Origin of the sequence: Candidatus Rickettsiella viridis (assembly GCF_003966755.1) — a bacterium.
Taxonomy (GTDB): domain Bacteria; phylum Pseudomonadota; class Gammaproteobacteria; order Diplorickettsiales; family Diplorickettsiaceae; genus Rickettsiella_B; species Rickettsiella_B viridis.
Genome location: NZ_AP018005.1, coordinates 252,637 through 269,492 on the forward strand (window position 1 = coordinate 252,637; position 16,856 = coordinate 269,492).

At 38.3% G+C, this 16,856-nt stretch carries 17 protein-coding genes; 15 read left to right on the forward strand and 2 right to left on the reverse strand.

What is annotated here, in order from left to right:
* Positions 1 to 12 precede the first annotated feature (12 nt).
* On the reverse strand, positions 13 to 2,367 hold the full coding sequence (locus tag DMP02_RS01160) for a hypothetical protein (protein ID WP_126322285.1): 2,355 nt from the start codon (positions 2,365 to 2,367) through the stop codon (positions 13 to 15).
* A gap of 608 nt (positions 2,368 to 2,975) precedes the next feature.
* Between DMP02_RS01160 and DMP02_RS01165 the strand changes: the two genes are divergently transcribed.
* The 15 genes from DMP02_RS01165 (at position 2,976) to virB11 (ending at position 15,775) form a co-directional block, all read left to right on the forward strand.
* Entirely contained in the window at positions 2,976 to 3,620 is a 645-nt protein-coding gene (locus DMP02_RS01165; RefSeq protein ID WP_126322286.1) for a hypothetical protein, read from the forward strand.
* Positions 3,604 to 5,295, forward strand: coding sequence for a type IV secretion system DNA-binding domain-containing protein (locus DMP02_RS01170; protein ID WP_126322287.1), 1,692 nt, complete (start codon positions 3,604 to 3,606; stop codon positions 5,293 to 5,295). The genes DMP02_RS01165 and DMP02_RS01170 overlap by 17 nt, the downstream gene beginning before the upstream one ends.
* A gap of 576 nt (positions 5,296 to 5,871) precedes the next feature.
* Positions 5,872 to 6,606 (forward strand): hypothetical protein, encoded by a 735-nt coding sequence (locus DMP02_RS01175; RefSeq protein WP_126322288.1) that lies wholly within the window; start codon positions 5,872 to 5,874, stop codon positions 6,604 to 6,606.
* Positions 6,607 to 6,910: 304 nt separating this feature from the next.
* Positions 6,911 to 7,234 carry a TrbC/VirB2 family protein gene (locus DMP02_RS01180; protein WP_126322289.1) on the forward strand — a complete coding sequence of 108 codons (324 nt, stop codon included), beginning with the start codon at positions 6,911 to 6,913 and terminating at the stop codon, positions 7,232 to 7,234.
* A gap of 24 nt (positions 7,235 to 7,258) precedes the next feature.
* Positions 7,259 to 7,558, forward strand: coding sequence for a type IV secretion system protein VirB3 (locus DMP02_RS01185; protein WP_126322290.1), 300 nt, complete (start codon positions 7,259 to 7,261; stop codon positions 7,556 to 7,558).
* Positions 7,559 to 7,576: 18 nt separating this feature from the next.
* The gene (locus tag DMP02_RS01190) at positions 7,577 to 10,000 is read left to right on the forward strand and encodes a VirB4 family type IV secretion/conjugal transfer ATPase (RefSeq protein ID WP_126322291.1); all 2,424 of its coding nucleotides are present in this window, start codon (positions 7,577 to 7,579) and stop codon (positions 9,998 to 10,000) included.
* Positions 9,994 to 10,695: a type IV secretion system protein gene (locus tag DMP02_RS01195; protein ID WP_126322292.1), complete on the forward strand. Its 702-nt coding sequence runs from the start codon at positions 9,994 to 9,996 to the stop codon at positions 10,693 to 10,695. The genes DMP02_RS01190 and DMP02_RS01195 overlap by 7 nt, the downstream gene beginning before the upstream one ends.
* Positions 10,696 to 10,726: 31 nt before the next feature.
* Positions 10,727 to 10,858: a hypothetical protein gene (locus DMP02_RS07425; protein WP_269471418.1), complete on the forward strand. Its 132-nt coding sequence runs from the start codon at positions 10,727 to 10,729 to the stop codon at positions 10,856 to 10,858.
* 21 nt (positions 10,859 to 10,879) lie between these two features.
* Positions 10,880 to 11,239 (forward strand): hypothetical protein, encoded by a 360-nt coding sequence (locus DMP02_RS01200; RefSeq protein WP_126322293.1) that lies wholly within the window; start codon positions 10,880 to 10,882, stop codon positions 11,237 to 11,239.
* Entirely contained in the window at positions 11,236 to 12,246 is a 1,011-nt protein-coding gene (locus DMP02_RS01205; protein ID WP_126322294.1) for a type IV secretion system protein, read from the forward strand. Before DMP02_RS01200 ends, DMP02_RS01205 begins: the two co-directional genes overlap by 4 nt.
* Positions 12,247 to 12,990 (forward strand): virB8 family protein, encoded by a 744-nt coding sequence (locus DMP02_RS01210; RefSeq protein WP_126322295.1) that lies wholly within the window; start codon positions 12,247 to 12,249, stop codon positions 12,988 to 12,990.
* Positions 12,983 to 13,435 carry a TrbG/VirB9 family P-type conjugative transfer protein gene (locus tag DMP02_RS07430; protein WP_172593952.1) on the forward strand — a complete coding sequence of 151 codons (453 nt, stop codon included), beginning with the start codon at positions 12,983 to 12,985 and terminating at the stop codon, positions 13,433 to 13,435. Before DMP02_RS01210 ends, DMP02_RS07430 begins: the two co-directional genes overlap by 8 nt.
* Positions 13,401 to 13,706, forward strand: a complete 306-nt coding sequence (locus DMP02_RS07435) for a TrbG/VirB9 family P-type conjugative transfer protein (RefSeq protein ID WP_126322297.1) — start codon at positions 13,401 to 13,403, stop codon at positions 13,704 to 13,706. Before DMP02_RS07430 ends, DMP02_RS07435 begins: the two co-directional genes overlap by 35 nt.
* A 5-nt stretch (positions 13,707 to 13,711) precedes the next feature.
* Positions 13,712 to 14,797: a TrbI/VirB10 family protein gene (locus DMP02_RS01225; RefSeq protein ID WP_126322298.1), complete on the forward strand. Its 1,086-nt coding sequence runs from the start codon at positions 13,712 to 13,714 to the stop codon at positions 14,795 to 14,797.
* A 6-nt stretch (positions 14,798 to 14,803) separates the two neighbouring features.
* Positions 14,804 to 15,775 (forward strand): P-type DNA transfer ATPase VirB11, encoded by a 972-nt coding sequence (virB11, locus tag DMP02_RS01230; RefSeq protein WP_126322299.1) that lies wholly within the window; start codon positions 14,804 to 14,806, stop codon positions 15,773 to 15,775.
* Positions 15,776 to 15,797: 22 nt separating this feature from the next.
* On the opposite strand, the gene DMP02_RS01235 is transcribed toward virB11, so the two are convergent.
* The gene (locus tag DMP02_RS01235) at positions 15,798 to 16,757 is read right to left on the reverse strand and encodes an Rpn family recombination-promoting nuclease/putative transposase (protein WP_197720787.1); all 960 of its coding nucleotides are present in this window, start codon (positions 16,755 to 16,757) and stop codon (positions 15,798 to 15,800) included.
* Positions 16,758 to 16,856 lie beyond the last annotated feature (99 nt).

Consider the following 16,856-nt stretch of genomic DNA (forward strand, 5'->3'; position numbering starts at 1 on the left):
TTCTTAAAAAAATTACTTTGAGAGAGTTGTATTCAACTTTCCTTGATAAGGAGCACTTAAGTGAGTATCCCCTACATCTGATAAATTTGAAAACGGCGCATTGCCATCCAACAAAGCTGTTTGAGGTCGCTGAACACCAAAAAATAGCAAGTTACTTCCAAAACTATTTTTTAAAAAAGATAACTCGCTGCTGTTATTAACAGCATTACTATTTACCTCAGTACCTACTAAATTCCTACCCGACACACCTCTTAGTTTATCCTTTTGATCCAGTTTTTCATTAGCGAGCATTGCATTAACAACTGTAAACCTTTCCGATAGATCTCGACGTTTTCTACTACCATATGATCCACAATCTTCAATCTTCCAGCGAGCCTGCAACAAAGGAGTGTTTGGTATCCAAGTAAATACTCGACGCCTATCATCATCATATTTTAAATCATCAGCAGCTGCATAAAGTGTTTCATCATAAAAATCATTCCACAATGCAATTTCTGAACCATCTTTAGAGTCATCTGTTGTTAACAACTCAACTCTCCACTCATTTTTTTGAACTCGATTTCCGTTACGCCACGTAAATATTTGTCGTCTATCATCATCATATTTTAAATCACCAATAGCCGCATATAGATATTGTCCCCGATAATTATTTTTTATCTCAAATGTTTTTCCCTGATCATAAGTTTCAAATTTCCAAACAGCATGGCTTCCCGGATATCCAGAACGCCATGTAAACACTCTCCATCTATCATCATCATATTTAAAATAATTATTGGCTGAATATAAATATTCATTATTTTTCACTGTATTTCTAAGACAAACTTTACGCCATAATAAATGTCTAACAGCTTCTGGCAAACCAGATTTTAGCGAATCATAAATGTTTTTATATTCTTGGCCAATATTAGAATAATTAGGCATATCCATATATTCTTTAATTCGATACCCTACTCGTACCATTTCTGGCGTAAAAAATTGGCCATTTTGTTTCATTCCTTCTATAAGGATTTTGTAACCCACTGCTGACTGCGAAATTAAAGGCAAACGGCTAATAAAGCCCTCTACTTTATTAAAATTACTTAAAGAACTACCATAAGCTTCTCGAATAATATGTTCAAGTTCTTCTTTAAACCAATGTTTATTAGTGTCTAACTCTATAATATGCTGCCATTTAGTATTTGCCTGTTCCGGGCTTCCGTCTCTAATAGCAGCAATGCAATCTTGAATCGCACGTTGCTTATTGGCATCTCGGTCGGCTTCTCTTCGTCTTGCATTTTCTTTATCCTGTTCTGTAAGCTTGCCTTCAATATTGGCTATTTTTTGTAAGAGTGCCGTATTAATTGAATCCAGCTGAGATTGCAATCCTTGTACTTGTTGATTAATAGCGTCTATTTGCACTGAATGTTCCTGATATACATCTCTTTTAATATTATCTAATCGGGCAGTTAAAGTAGCTATTCTGGATTCAGCCTCATTTTTAATACGCAATACATCAGCTAAACTAGCTTCAGAATTAGTTACCCTATCTACTCTGTTTTTCAAATCATTTACATCTTCCTGAAGATAGCTTAAATTAGTCATTATCTGAGCATTCTCATTTGGAGGTTGCGGACCCACACCAGATTGTCTAGGATTCCTTGATTGTTTACTAGAGTTAGCTAACTCTTTTGCGTCCTTTTCATCCGTAATTTTTGGATCATTCAGTGGAAATAGCAAACTTTGTAGTTGTTTGTTGATAACTTCTAATTCCCCTATATATTCTAGCGGTATATTCTCTTTAAGACTGTCTAACCTATCAATCAAGATATGTAGTCTATTTTCAGTATCCACATTAACTTGATAGGAACCAGCTGTCTGATTTAAATTTACACTAAAGTCATTTATATCTTCTTTAAGCCACTTCAATCTATTTATTGCTACATTATTGTTACTATCTTTTCTCTGTGATTCAAAATCTAATTGTCTTAATCTCCTAGATATCTTAAAATTAATCACCTTATCTTTTTCTTGCTTAGTTTCAATATGTACGGAGGATCCTATCCGTTGTTCTATCAGAGCTAAACTCTCGTTAAGATGGGGTTTATCTAAAAGTAGTAAATCAGTTGAATTATTAGTTCTTGAAGAAGCCTGACCCTGAAAATTACCTAAAGCACTACTACTTACAACTTGACCAACTAAACCTAATGTCAGTACTTTCGCTGGATTATTTAAAATAAATTGTGTAGAGCTGTACAAACCATTTAATAAGCCGGAAATAAAACCATTTCGTTTCGGTTGTAACTCTGAAACTTTGTTAACTTTAGAATCTTTACGCTGCTTTTTATCTACATGAGAAGAATTGGAATTATTGGTAATAACATTTGACATATAAGCATCCCTTTATAGTTGGTAAAAATTTTGTTGTATCTAATTTAAAAATACCACTTCGATAAACTTCTAATTTATAGTAATAAAATTTTATAAATTTTTCAATTAATATTAAATGTATAATACGTTTAAATAAAAAAATCAATTTAATTATAGAACTCTCTATTACAAAATAGAGCAAATAAAATTTTAAACTGCGATATCTATTCTGAGTCTAGTAAACTCTAAAGTGCTTTTTGTCTTGATTTACAAGGTCTGCCCGCCCATTCTACGGTGTAGAAACCAGCCATGACCTCACTTTTCCATCGTCTCTTCGTGTCTTGTAAAACTGAGGTCATGGCTGTTGGGCGGGCATGTAAGTAAATCTTGTGTGAGAAGTGAAGAGAGAGAGAGGAGGAGGAGGCGAGAAGAAGAAAATAATAGTGTAAAGAATTGAAGGTGATTAAGAATGGGGTTGTGCTAAAAAAATGGAATAATTACGTTAACCGGATTTGGTTATACTATCCAATAAGTTGAACATGAAAATCCAAATCATCAAATTTATGCTTGCTTATTGGCACGAAATGGAGTCCAATTTTTTATAATAAAAAAATTAGGATTATCCCTTTTTGAAATTAACGTCACGTGATGTGGATATCTTACGATTTATTAATGAATTTGGTTTTTGTGAAATGCCTCAGCTCAATCAACGCTTTGGCTTACGAAAACCTAGAAACTATCAAGTAATTAATAAGTTGATTCGTCATCATTTAGTACAGCATGAACGAATCTTTTATAAGCAGCATGGATTATTTCGCTTAACCGCTGCAGGAGCACGATTTACTCCATTACCTCCGTTGCATCGAGTTCCCTTGGCTAACTATCGGCATGATCTGACGGTATTAACTCTCTATTTAAAGTTTAGGGACCTTTACCCCGATGTGACCTGGATCAGTGAACGAAAACTAAAACATGATAAATATAAGCTCGGTGTAGGCCAGCACGGCCATTTACCTGATGGCGTCTTAGTATTTCCCGACGATAAACAAATTGCTATTGAAGTTGAATTGTCTCACAAAAGTAAGCTTCGTTTAGACGATATTTTAAAGTCCTATGCCAGCCAGTTCTCAATTCAAGAAGTTTGGTATTTTTGTAAGGAATCTATGCAACCGCGATTACAGGAGGCAACCAAAGCGATGTCGTTTGTTAAAATTTACTTACTGAAGCATTTTTTAGAAAAACAACCAACAAATTATCATGTCAGTACAGGATAACAGTTTCTTACAACGTCCACGAGAAGCCATTCAGTGCTTGTTAATTGGCCTCTGTTGTTTATGGCAACTCGGGGTAGGATTACTGGGTCTTTTGTGTTTTCTTGTTTTTATCCGAGGACTTCGTTATTCCGTTTGGCAGATATTTTTAACAGGTATTTCATTGGCGGTTTACAGTTGTTTTTTGATGGAATGGCAAGCGCATTTTACATTGTCTTTCCTTAAGCTCATCGACGATGGCTTTGTTGACCATCTTATGTTTTGGAAAACCTTGTTCACCCAAGGTTTTCCGGTTGCGCTGGGAGTTGCGTATCAGCAAGCCTTTTATTATTTAGTCGGATTTCCGCTACTGTTGGCTAGTGTATTAGGCATGACCGAATGGATTCCTAATTCTACGCATGAATGGGAATTAAAAGCGATTCAACGTGGCAAAGCATTATCTTATCGGAACCCTTGGCATAAACGCTTGACTCGTCAAAATAAAAAAAACGAGGACGGAACCTTATTAGGCATTTCTGCGACGAAGGAAGCGGTTATTATTCCCGACGCTGCCGTGAATCAAATGGCTTTAGTATTAGGCACAACCGGCGGCGGGAAAACGATAACCTTACGCCGTTTTTATCAACGCGCACTACAGAAGACCTATCCACTGATTATCGTCGATGGTAAGCCTACCCAAGAAAATGTGACCTGGCTTCAGAAAAAATCTCAAGACTATCAACGCGCTTTCTATGGATTTAACTGTGGAGATTATCATCACTACGATCCCTTAGCACACGGTGGCTATACAGAACTGAAAGATAAACTAATTAGCCTCAAAGATCACTGGGAAAATGATTATTATCGTTCTATTGCTGAAGATTACTTACAAACCACATTTGAAGTATTACTGACGCTAAAAAAGAACTTTGATTTAAAAACGATTGTTAATTGCTTAGATTTTCAAGAACTCGCTCTCAAAACACGCGCCATTACCGATCAATCACTAAAAAAGCGTGTATCCCGTTTGCAGCGTTATGACACGAAGGACATTACTGGTTTGCAAGCACATTTAAATCTGCTCATTTACTCTGAGCTTGGGATTTTTTTTGAAAAAACGAAAAACACATTTAATCTGGCAGAAGTCATCCAGTCAGGCAGTATTGTGTACTTTGCTTTGCCGGCACTACGTTTCCCCAGTTTTGCTAAAGTTTTAGGCAAATTAATTATTAACGATATTAAGGCTGTTATTGACCGCTTAGAAACCAAACAGCGTATTTTTACTATTTTTGATGAGTTTTCTGTATTTGCAGGTGAGCAGGTCTTAAATCTTGTCAATATGGGACGTGGAAAAGGAATCCATGCTATTTTTGGCACCCAAGGTTTGGCAGACTTAAAACGAGTCGATACTGACTTTGAAAAGCAAGTCTTAAATTGCGTTAATACGTTAATCTGCCATCGGCTTAATGATCATGAAAGTGCAGAGAGCATCGCCTGTTGGGTAGGTACGCAAGATGGATTTGATATTACGGCGCAGATCAGCGAAGACGCCTCAACGGGGATGGGTAGTGTAAAACGTAATAAATCCTTTATTATTCATCCTGACTCAATAAAACAAGATTTACAGCCAGGCGAAGCCTTTTATATCAGTAAAGTAGGAAAATTTTTCTGGCAAAAGGTGAAAGTAACTTACTCGTAAAAATAGCTACAGAATATTTCTGTTACCATTAAAATTCGTACCTTACAAAAAATACAGTTAAATAAGATAGTTTTTTATGTTAACAATGTGAAAAGGTTTGTGATCTTTTTTATTTCAGGCACAGGCGTTGCCTGTGTGTTTCGCGCCTGTTAATTCAGTATTCTTAATAAATTCCGTTCAGTCGCTATCATGCGGCAAACCGCATACAAGGAGGCTAACGCATTAAGGGTTTAGTACCGTTTAATGTTTAGAAGATTCATTTTCTCTTTAGATTAACTGACTGACCATGGTTCGCATGTTTATGTTTTATAAAACTTCTGAGTTTTTGTAATCTTAAACAGTGGTAAGTTGTGCTTGTTTTTTTAATAGAATTTAAATTTATTTTCCTTAATAAATTCTCTAAAAAATACTAATTTAATAACGCACTATTATTGACAAAAACACTATAAATATAGTATATTTAAGGAATAAATTAAAAAATGAGAAAAATAAAACATCTTAAGAAAGCGCTGATAGTCAGGACTACGAATCCTAGCCTACCAGCTAACCACAATCTACTATATCGGAGTAAATTAAATGGCTTCCACTATAATACACCAATCCAATACCCTACAACAATTAGCTTTGAATTGTTTGCCCGGCAGCAGAAAAATTATCCAGTGTTTACACAAATTAGAAAAAAAATTTGAACGTGACTTTCATGGAGAAGATATTCTTTCTGAAATGGAAGAAGATGAAAAATCCGCTTATGAGCTATTTGGTAAAAATATTATACCTCATGAAAATTTTTACTCACTGTACTATGCTCAAGACGACATAATAAAGTGCTTAAGAAAAGTTGCAGACGATATCGAATCCTATAACGCGCTTGAAAAATTCTTAACCCTTTTTGGGGAGCAAGTAGAACTGCAAAAAAATCGATATTCTACTAAAAAAAACCAGAGAACTGGAACCTACGAATTCACCACGCTTAAAAAGTTGACGTTGGATTGTTTACCCGATAACCAAGAAATTATTAAGCGCATCCACGATTTAAAAAAGCAACTTAAGGTTGTTTTATCTAAAATGAGAACAGCTAAAAAATCCGCTTATGCCCTAATAAGTGGAAATGTTATATCGCATCAACCTTTTTACTTACTCTATGTTTGCCAAGACAACATAATAAGGGAGCTAAGACAAGCCGCAAACGATATTGAAGACTGCAATGGATTTAGAAAGTTTTTACATATTTTTTCTGATCAAGCACAACTCGGAAAGGTCCAACGTAATATTAAAAATGATAGAGCAGTATGTCATGACTATTGTGCTTAACAAGCATCCTATGTGACTATTCATAAAATACCCTCCTCCATAAGGGGGAGAGCTAAAAAATTTATAACAGTCATTTAGCTAACTGTTGCTCTTGGGAGGGATAATTCCTCCTGCCGTATGGCAACCCACCCTTTATTAAAACAACAAAAAAATGCTTAATCCTTACTTTTAACGATCAACTTATTAACAAAAAAGGATAAAAAATCAGGAGTGGGTAATAGAGAAAAATGCTTAATTTTAGCTGCATTAAAATAAAAAATACGTTAAAATAAAGCTATTAAAATAAGCTTTTTAGCAAAGACCCATGATGGCTGATCGATTTAAAAAAGGAAATAAAATTTATCAAGTTCTGCTTCGTTCTCCCCTTATTATTTTCCCTTTTATTTTTTCTTCATCTGTATGGGCTTTTGGCGGTGATACGCCGGTCAGTCAAGGACTTAACTATGTGATTGATGCCGTTTATGGCGCAACCGGATTATCGATTGCTACCGTCGCTATTATTGGCATGGGCTTACTCTGTGCAGGCCATTATTTAGAATGGAAACGATTTCTACAAACCTTAGTCGGCATTGCTATTATGTTTGGTGCGGGTGGTGTCGCCAGAGCATTACATCTATTAATTTCTTAGGAACAAATAATAAAAGGAGCTCGCTTGAGCAAAGATTACCAACTTGAAGTCGATCCGTTAGCGTTAGCCTTAACACGGCCACCGCTTTTTATGGGTGTTCCCATGCGTTTGTTTTTTGCAAATCTGGCAATCAACATGATGTTGTGTATTGATTTACACACATTAATAGGGATTCCATTATTTGGCCTAGTTCATCTGATTTTATTTCGCCTAACGATGAAGGATTTACAGTTTTTCCGCGTATGGCTGAAATACCTGACACAAACGCCGCCCGTATTGAATCATTCGTTTTGGGGCGGCACGAATAGTTACCAACTAGAGTAAAAAACGGTGTTAACAAAAATGAAAAAACGAAAAAAGCAAGCGGGATTTAAATGGAACCCCTTTTTAAAAAGGGAAACCAATGCTTCACAACATATTAATATTATAGGCCACTATAACAACGATACCTTGATCGATAAAAACGGTCAGTTAATTCAAATTATTCGATTAGCGGGTATTGACGGTATTACACAAAGCGAGGAAATCTTAGACGCCTATAAAAACCGCCGCAATAGTTTGTTTAAACACTTTTCGTCGGAATACGCTGTTTATTTTTGGACGGTGGGTCGCCAAACCACGGAGTATCCAGGCGGTGAATTTAAACCAGGATTTGCGCAGCAACTAAATGAAAACTATCGCAAAAGAATACAGCAGCAGCCTTTATTCCATCATGAACACTATGCAGGCATCGTCACAAAACCGGCCGAAGGTGTGTTAAATCAAGGGTTTGATTGGATCAAAAAATTAAGCCAGCAAGCAGACCACATCGCACAGCAACGACAACTAGCCAAAACACAGCTTGCCTTGACGGCCATCACACAGAATGTACTGCAAACCTTAGCAGATTATCAACCACAACTACTCAGTCTTTATCAAAAAGGCGAACAGCTTTTTTCAGAGCCACTAGAATTTATAGGCCAATTAATTAACTACGATAAGTATTCTGTACCGCTACTGTTCCAAGATGCTTCAACCTATCTACCGAGAAAGCGGCTGTTTTTTAATCGTCATTCAGGAACCATAGAATGCCGTGCCAGTGATCATAGCAAAAAATTTGCGGCGGTACTCGCTATTAAAGCGTATCCATCCATCACCTACCAAGGTTTATTAGACAGTTTAAATAGCTTACGAGCGGAATATACCTTAACCCAATCGTTTCGGTTCTATGATCGCCATTTAGCTAAAACCCGTTTACGGGATCAGCAACACGATATGCAGCAAACTCAAGAAGAATCCCTACGTCAAACCGAGCAGATCGACGAGGCCTTTGATGATGCGGCTAGTGGCGAAGCGGGTTATGGTCAACACCATTTTACTCTAGTTTGCTATGCCGACAGTCAAAAACAACTTAACCAACAGGTGAGTGAGATCATCGCTTTGTTTTCCGATCGCGACATTGTATGTGTTCGAGAAGACATGGCCTGTGAATGCGGCTTCTGGGCGCAATTACCTGGAAATTTTTCTTATATTGTCAGGGAAGCGGACATCTCTACAAAAAATATGGCCGCATTGGCGAGCTTACATAATTCGCCTATCGGAAAATTTAAGGATAATTTCTGGGGTGATGCGGTGACGGTGTTAGAAACCTTATCGGGCAGTCCTTATTATTTTAATTTTCACGATAAGGATGTCGGTAATTTTATTGTTGTCGGTGCAACCGGCAGTGGTAAAACGGTATTAGTTGGCTTTCTCATTACCCAAAGTATGAAATTCGGTGGCAAACGGGTTATTTTCGATAAAGATCGCGGTTTAGAAATTTTAGTTAGGGCCTTGGGGGGCATCTATGAGGTGTTAAAACCAGGTATAGCAACTGGCTTTAATCCTTGTCAATTAGCGGATACTAAAGAAAACCGCACATTTTTATTACAGCTTTTTAAACAACTTTTAAAATCTTGCCATAAACCATTTGACGAACAAGAAATAAAAACCATTGAAGAGGCGATTACGGGGATGTATCGCTTAAATCCCGAAGAACGCCAATTTTGCCATATTGCGCCATTTTTCGGCGCGAATATTCCAGGTTCGCTGCGTGCACGATTTGAACTGTGGCACAGTGGCCGTGAACAGGCTTGGCTGTTTGACAATACGGGTGATTGTTTTGAACAAGATCACTACAACGCTGACGTTATTGGTTTGGACTTAAGCCATATTCTCAAAGACGAATGCTGCAAAACACCCACGTTAATGTATTTGTTGCATCGCTTTAGTCAGCAGCTCGAAGGCCAGCGTGGCATGATTTTTCTTGATGAAGGCTGGCTTGCCTTACAAGATGAATACTTTAAAAAAATTATCAATGATTTATCGCGTACACCACGTAAGAAAAACAATTTTTTTGGTCTGGCTACACAAGCAGCTTACGATACCTTGTCATCAGCCATTCAAACGCCGATTAATGAAGCGGCCGCCTGCAAAATCTTTTTTCCTAATCCCAGTGCGGATAGAAAAACGTATATTGAGGGCTTTGGTTTAAGCGAACGTGAATTTGAACTTATTAAAACCTTACCGAGTGAAAGTCATTATTTTTTGCTTAATTATGGTCGAGGTAAAGAATCCGTTGTCTTAAGAGCAAATTTACACGGCTTAGACGATGAAATTGCCGTTATTTCAGGACGAAAAGAAACCGTAGCCTTATTGGATAGCATTCGTGCAGAAGTCGGGGATGACCCCAACATCTGGTTACCCATTTTCCAGCAACGAAGAAAAGTGAAGAAAATAGGATGTTAACGACTCAATTGAGCTTGGCTCCTGTGATTAAAATTACTATTCTTAGTTTACTCATCCTTTTACCGCTTCCCAGTGCCGCAGATCCGATTAGTGACCTATTGATGATCGCCGAACAAATTCAAGGCTATCAACAGCAGATTTCCGGCATACAAAATACCATTGCAGGGTTAACGGACCAAATTCAAGCAGCGGTATCGGGTCAGTCTGAATGGGGACGCTGGCAATTTACCGATCATCAATCCTGGGGCGAAAACACCGATCAGTGGCAAGCTATCCTTAATATGACCGGAAAAGGCGGCAATAGCAGTCTATTAGGCCAAACCCTTCATTTTCTGGAGAAGGAATTCCCTGTGGATACACCACTCTATAACCAGGTTAATCCGAATAAATGCGATCAAGCTTACTATGCCTTAAAAGCAAAAACGGCCTTAGCCGCGAGAGCCGCTAGTCAATTGGGTTATGACAAGATTCAAGAACAGATTAACTATGCCAATCAATTACGCCAGCAGATTGGTAGTACAACAACACTGAAACAATCGCTAGATTTACAGAGTCGACTAACTATAGAGAACAATCTGATTCAATTAGAGACACTGCGTCAGTTAGCACTGCTCAATCAACAACACGCGATTGATGCACAAGCGGAAGTCAATGATGCCATACAAACGGCTCGTTTTCTGAGTACGAAATTTTGAAGGCAATACCAAGTAATGGAGGAGTTAACAAATGAGGCAATATCTATCGGCATTATTAGCACTGTTTTTAGTCTTATCGCTAAGCGGCTGTGTAACTAAACCACTGCAAGCCCCTTGTGATGCAAATGCCACGTTTTGTGGCACTAAAACTAAAATTAATTAGTGGTAAATGGAGAAAATATTTATGCGATTATTTTTACCTTTTAAACAATTTATTTTATTTAGCGTCTTATTCACTAGTTTTAGTCTTTTGGCCGCCTGTGGTCATAAAAATCCTTTACTTGATACAAACATGATTCAAGTTATGGATGAAGAGTTTTTCTTACGAGGAGGCAGTTATCCTATTGACGAATGTGCCTATTATTACAGTTATTCTAAACAAAATTATTCGTTAAAAAAGAAATGTAATGAGTGGACACAAGAATATTATCGTCGCTTAATCGATAGACATGTTATTCCCACTACGACTACCGTAGAAGATTTGAGAGACCCTACTTTTTGGAAAAAAATAAAAGCGTTACATTTCCTTGGTAAAGAACAATGAGCACGCTTTCTGTTAATACATTCATAACTGATACCTTAAGTGCTGTCGATCAAACGATTGAAGGTTTTGTTCATAACGTCTATCAACAGTTTCTACAACAGTATGGCTATGCTTTGACGTTGTTATGTACTGTTTATATTCTTGTATTAGGTTATCGTTTTACGTTACATACTTTGAGTGCTGATTTTAACACGCTTAATCGGCATATCCTTGTTTTACTCATGGTTTATGGCCTAATAATAAACTGGTCTTTATACCAGCTTTTTATCTACAATATTTTTACTAATGAACCTAACCACATAGCTCAAATTATTGTTAATGCTTCCAATCATCAGTTTACGACGGATAAAACAATAGCAGAGGCTTTAAACCAAGTTTATGGTATAGGCATGAGTGCGGCCGGAAAATTATTGAGTAGTTTTACTATCCAAAAATTTTTATGCGCTATTCTCGTTATCATTTTTACCTTTTTATGTTCTCTTACCGCCTTAGCACTTTTAATCTACGCTAAACTTGCGATGGCCATTGGTTTGGCCTTAGGTCCTCTTTTTCTACCTTTTATGCTTTGGGAATCCACACGCGGTTGGTTTGTGAGTTGGTTGCAAAAGTTATTTAATTTTTCACTAATCCCGATTATCACCGCAAGTATTTTATCGTTGATGCTTTCGCTGATAAATTTGGTGTTACCGGACCTTAATCAGCAAGCGCTTCAAGGTGCTCCTGATTTTTTTACAGTAGGACTGTTTGGTGGTTTATCGTTAGTAACCGCCTTTTTATTAAAACAAAGTTTATCGATTGCCAGTAGTTTAAGTGGTGGATTGACCTTAAGCGCATTAGGTCAGATAGGCAGTATGGTGAAATCAGCTTTAAATACCACGGGAGTTAATTCAGCCGCGCGTTTAACCGGAAAAGGTCTTAAATCTGCTGGAAGCGCAATGGTAAAAAAAGCGCAAGGTCAAAAACAATCAGCTATTCATTCAGCGGTAGAACAGGGAAAAAATAATTGAATGATGACGACTTTAAAAAATAAGAAAAAAGCCTTAGCAGAAGAAAAGAGCGTGGATCCAGGTAATGCATTTTATCAAGCGGCTTCGGATTGGCGTTATGATCGATATTACAGTAAAACGATTTGGCTGCGTTATTCACTAATAATAAATACGGCACTACTTACCGCATTGTTGCTTACATTAGTTGTGATAGCGTGCTTGATTCCACTCAAACAAAAAGTTCCCTATCTCTATGCGTTTAATCAAGCGACAGGTGAAGTCACCAAACTTGGTGAACTAGAGCCAACACGCTTAACTGCAAATTGGCAAATGACGCGCTATTTTATTATTCATTATGTGATGAATCGTGAAAGCTACGATAGCGATAATTTAGAAATTCCTTACCAACTAGCCTGGGCACAATCGAATGCAATCATTCGTAAACAATACGATGCCGAAGTGAGCAGCAACCTAGCTAATTCACCCTATCAAAAATACGGTAAAGATAAAGCGATTACCGTGCGTGTATTATCAGTTTCCCGTTTAAATGACAATACCGCCGCTATTCGCTTTGAAAAACAATTACGTGATAAAACGGCCAATACACAACAAATTGTCCATCAAGAGGCGATTTTAAAATGGCAATATCAGTCGATGAAAGCCACGCAAACGCAACTGGATAGAAATCCACTCGGATTTACCGTGATCTATTATCAAGTGACGCCAGTTAATTTAAATAATGGGGGACATGATAAGCATGAATAAAAAAATAAGTTTTCTTTTACTGATGGTTATCCTAGTACAAAGTACCTTGACTCAAGCGGCCTTAATTCCCCGAAAGGTTACAGCGGACCGGCATATTAAAGTAGTAACCTACGACCCCAATAATGTGGTCGTTATTCATGGGCACTATGGTTACGAAACCCAAATTGTCTTGGCGCCTACTGAAGAAATACAAACAGTCTCTATCGGTGATAGCTTAGCCTGGCAAGCCGTGCCCGTTAAAAATAATCTGTTCATTAAGCCCGTCACCGAATCAAAAACTAACATGACGGTATTAACCCATGTGAATAGCTACAACTTTCAGCTAGACTCAACGCCTGCAAAAGTTTCACCGACGTATAAATTACGCTTTATCTATCCTACGGGTGGCTATAATCGTAACGAGCAGCCCAATGCAGTGGGTGTTTGCGATCCCACACCAAATTAACTGGAAATATAGTTTTACAGGGGACAAACGCTTAGCACCGCGTGAAGCCTTTGATTGTAATAATCAATTTACGTATTTCCGTTTTAATAACACCTTACCCGCCATTTTTATTGTCGATAAAAATCGCAAAGAAACCTTAGTCAATTACCATAGAAAAGGAAACTACATCGTAGTCAATTCTACGGCACCACAATTTACTTTACGGAGCGGTAGTTATGTTACCAGTGTTTATAACGATGCAATGATTGGTGATTGGCAAAACATTCGGTGAAGATCATGAAAAAGAAAGAAAAAAACAACGAAACGACACCATCATCTACCGAGGGTTTACCTGAAATTGCCGAAGCCCGTTATAAAAGGCCTTTTCTTCTTGTCATTCTGGGTGGGCTATTAGTTTTACTAGCCACACAGTTTTATTTCCATGCTAGAAAAATAAGCAATAAAACGGAATTTTCTGTAGAGGAGGCTTATACTTTACCAAAAACCGAACCAGAACAAGTCAAAGTTTCTCCTATATTAGAAAAACCGGCCGAAAAAAACCTATCCGAGCAACAGATTGCGGTATTACAAGCGAAACAAAAAGAATTGCAACAACGCCTATCCTCACCCATGATGTTATTTAACACAGAAAATAACCATCAAGCTAATGCCCTCGTAGAAAAATCCTCAGAAAAAAACGTGATGACGGATGCTAATACGCAATTTTTACAACAGGCGGGCAAAGTTTCGGATAAAACGGTGCAAGCAAAAAGAATAGGCCCTCTTAATCAACTGATTGCACAAGGTCAGTTGCTCCATGCCACCCTAGAAACGGCCATTAATTCCGATTTGCCAGGTTCTTTACGAGCCATCGTCGACCAACCTGTCTATGCTGAGGATGGCTCGCAGGTATTAATACCACCAGGGAGTCGCTTAATCGGACAATACAAGAGCGGCATGCTACAAGGGCAGTCGCGGGTTTTTGTGGTTTGGACACGTTTAATAACACCCGAGGGTATCAATCTGAATCTAGCCTCACCCGGTGTGGATGCGTTAGGTATGGGAGGGATGTCGGCGGATAGGATTGATCGCCATTTTTGGCAACAGTTTGGTACGGCCGCACTGCTTTCGATATTAGGCGCAGGTACATCGAATGTCGGTGTTGCGGGGGGTAACGCGTCTTATAATGCTTCCCAAGCCTATCGGTTGGCAGTAGCCAATAGTCTCAACCAAACCGCACAGCAAACATTACAACGCGGTATGATTCCACCGACTTTGTGGATTAACCAAGGAAGTCCACTTCAGGTATTTGTTGCACATGATTTGGATTTTAGTGCGGTTCAGCAAGAAACAAATCCTACTCCTAAAACCACTATTTTCTAACTCAACATGTCGACAAAAGCCTTAGAGAAACATCTTGAACCCCTAAAACCCTTTTTGGCAAAAAAGGGTATCACTGAAATTTGTATTAATCAACCCAAAGTGATCTTTGTCGAGAAAAACGGAGTTTTCACACGTCATGAAGTAGAAGCGTTAGAATTCAGTTTTCTTGAAGCACTGGCCAACCTGATTGCCGAATTTAACCATAAGCCGTTTCCCTGCCCGCTTCTTTCCGGCTATTTACCGACCGGAGAACGAATACAATGTATTATGTCGCCAGCCTGTGAAAAAGATAAAATCATTTATTCGATCCGTTGTCATTCCCGTCGTGACATGCGTTTACAGGACTATCAGAAAGCCGGTGTTTTTGATGACTATGCCGCTATAAAAGAAAATATCTATCACAAAACAATAGCTGATCTAAAAACGCTCCATGAGCAAAAAGATATTTTTGGATTTCTAAAACTTGCCATCCAATCAAAGAAAAATCTGATTATCAGTGGCGGAACCGGCACGGGTAAAACGACCTTCTTAAATGCTTGTTTAAAGCTCATTCCCCATACCGAACGGCTGATTACCCTCGAAGATACGCGGGAAGTTAATATTAAACAGCCTAACACAGTTAATTTACTGTTCAATGAAGAGGACGAACAAATTACCGCGTCAAAACTCTTTAAGGCCTGTCTGCGATTACGACCCGATCGCCTCTTTCTTTCTGAACTCCGAGGTAGCGAAGCCTGGTCCTTTCTCCGAGCCGCTAACAGTGGTCATCCAGGCAGTATGAGTACCGTACATGCCGATACGCCTCAAGGCTGTTTTAAGCAATTAGTCTTTATGATGCAGCAGGCCGGCTCAACTTCCAGTGAAGAAAACCTACACACCTACATCAAATCGATCATCCCCATCGTTATCCAGCTAAAGCGTAGCACTAATCCTACCCAGTTTGTCGAGGTGGCAGAGATTTATTTTAATAGCCTTTAAGTCGTCTTAACCTACGAAAAAACTATTCGTTAAAAATATCTGTTAAATTGTTCGCATCTAAAACGGATTCGCCCCATTTCAGAAGCGTATCTGCATCAGCACAGCCCATCTTGTCTAAGTAGCGTTGTGGTACTTGGTGGAATTTACGTTGCAGCAAATGATGGAGAAAAGCATACTCCCCTTTTTGTATTCCCTGCTGTATTCCCTGCTGTATTCCCTGCTGTATTCCCTGCTGTAGGCCTTTTTCAGTGGCATCGTCTATTTGCTGTGCTAGTACTGCCTCATTATCTCGAACACGTTTAAGTTCTTGTTCATAGAGTGCAAGCTCATTCTCAGACCAATAAAATTGGTCCAAAGCCTCATAAGCCCTCTTAATGATCTGATCGCTACCGATGATCTGTTCTAAATCGGCCACCTTCGTGTTGGCTGCATACTTAAAAAAATAACACCATTTTTCTATTAAAGTTTCAAGCTGGGCGATTTCTTTTTTATGGAACTTAGGTAGTTCGATAAAGGTAAACGAGAAGTCCTTTAAATCATGCTCATAACTATCTCTATCCAGTATGATATGATCCGACTTATAGCCTGATTTATTCGGAAATAGTACACAATCGGCTATGGCGATAAAGATGATCTCTCTGAGATCGTGGTATTTCTCTCCTTTGTCAGCCTGTTGCGCATAGGCTTTGGCCGCGTAATATTGGGCGCGCTTCTCAAAGCCTTTCGTAGTTGCAACCTGCATCTCTACTATCAGTTTTGTTCCTTTTTCATCACGACATAAGACATCAACAATACTTTGCTTCTTTGCTGCAATTTCAGGATCCTGAACCGTACTTAGAAACTCTACGGATTGAATCTGTTGACTACCTGTAAAGCCAAGGATATCATTTAAAAAATGAATGAGGATGTCTTTATTCTTCTCCGACCCAAAGATAACTTTGAACGCGATGTCATTCTTAGGGTCTAAAAATTTAGATAGCATAGTCTATTTTTTTCCTTTAAAGTAACCGTGATTTTATCATAGTTAAGCTATTCATAACATCTAGTAACCATAGAGGCCACCTGATAATCCGCAGGAAGG

Bases quoted from the DNA above. Each gene is read 5' to 3' on its own strand.
- DMP02_RS01160 (WP_126322285.1), bottom strand. From the start codon at position 2,367: ATGTCAAATGTTATTACCAATAATTCCAATTCTTCTCATGTAGATAAA.
- DMP02_RS01170 (WP_126322287.1), top strand. From the start codon at position 3,604: ATGTCAGTACAGGATAACAGTTTCTTACAACGTCCACGAGAAGCCATT.
- DMP02_RS01175 (WP_126322288.1), top strand. From the start codon at position 5,872: ATGGCTTCCACTATAATACACCAATCCAATACCCTACAACAATTAGCT.
- DMP02_RS01180 (WP_126322289.1), top strand. From the start codon at position 6,911: ATGATGGCTGATCGATTTAAAAAAGGAAATAAAATTTATCAAGTTCTG.
- DMP02_RS01190 (WP_126322291.1), top strand. From the start codon at position 7,577: ATGAAAAAACGAAAAAAGCAAGCGGGATTTAAATGGAACCCCTTTTTA.
- DMP02_RS01195 (WP_126322292.1), top strand. From the start codon at position 9,994: ATGTTAACGACTCAATTGAGCTTGGCTCCTGTGATTAAAATTACTATT.
- DMP02_RS07425 (WP_269471418.1), top strand. From the start codon at position 10,727: ATGAGGCAATATCTATCGGCATTATTAGCACTGTTTTTAGTCTTATCG.
- DMP02_RS01200 (WP_126322293.1), top strand. From the start codon at position 10,880: ATGCGATTATTTTTACCTTTTAAACAATTTATTTTATTTAGCGTCTTA.
- DMP02_RS01205 (WP_126322294.1), top strand. From the start codon at position 11,236: ATGAGCACGCTTTCTGTTAATACATTCATAACTGATACCTTAAGTGCT.
- DMP02_RS01210 (WP_126322295.1), top strand. From the start codon at position 12,247: ATGATGACGACTTTAAAAAATAAGAAAAAAGCCTTAGCAGAAGAAAAG.
- DMP02_RS07430 (WP_172593952.1), top strand. From the start codon at position 12,983: ATGAATAAAAAAATAAGTTTTCTTTTACTGATGGTTATCCTAGTACAA.
- DMP02_RS07435 (WP_126322297.1), top strand. From the start codon at position 13,401: ATGCAGTGGGTGTTTGCGATCCCACACCAAATTAACTGGAAATATAGT.
- DMP02_RS01225 (WP_126322298.1), top strand. From the start codon at position 13,712: ATGAAAAAGAAAGAAAAAAACAACGAAACGACACCATCATCTACCGAG.
- virB11 (WP_126322299.1), top strand. From the start codon at position 14,804: ATGTCGACAAAAGCCTTAGAGAAACATCTTGAACCCCTAAAACCCTTT.
- DMP02_RS01235 (WP_197720787.1), bottom strand. From the start codon at position 16,757: ATGCTATCTAAATTTTTAGACCCTAAGAATGACATCGCGTTCAAAGTT.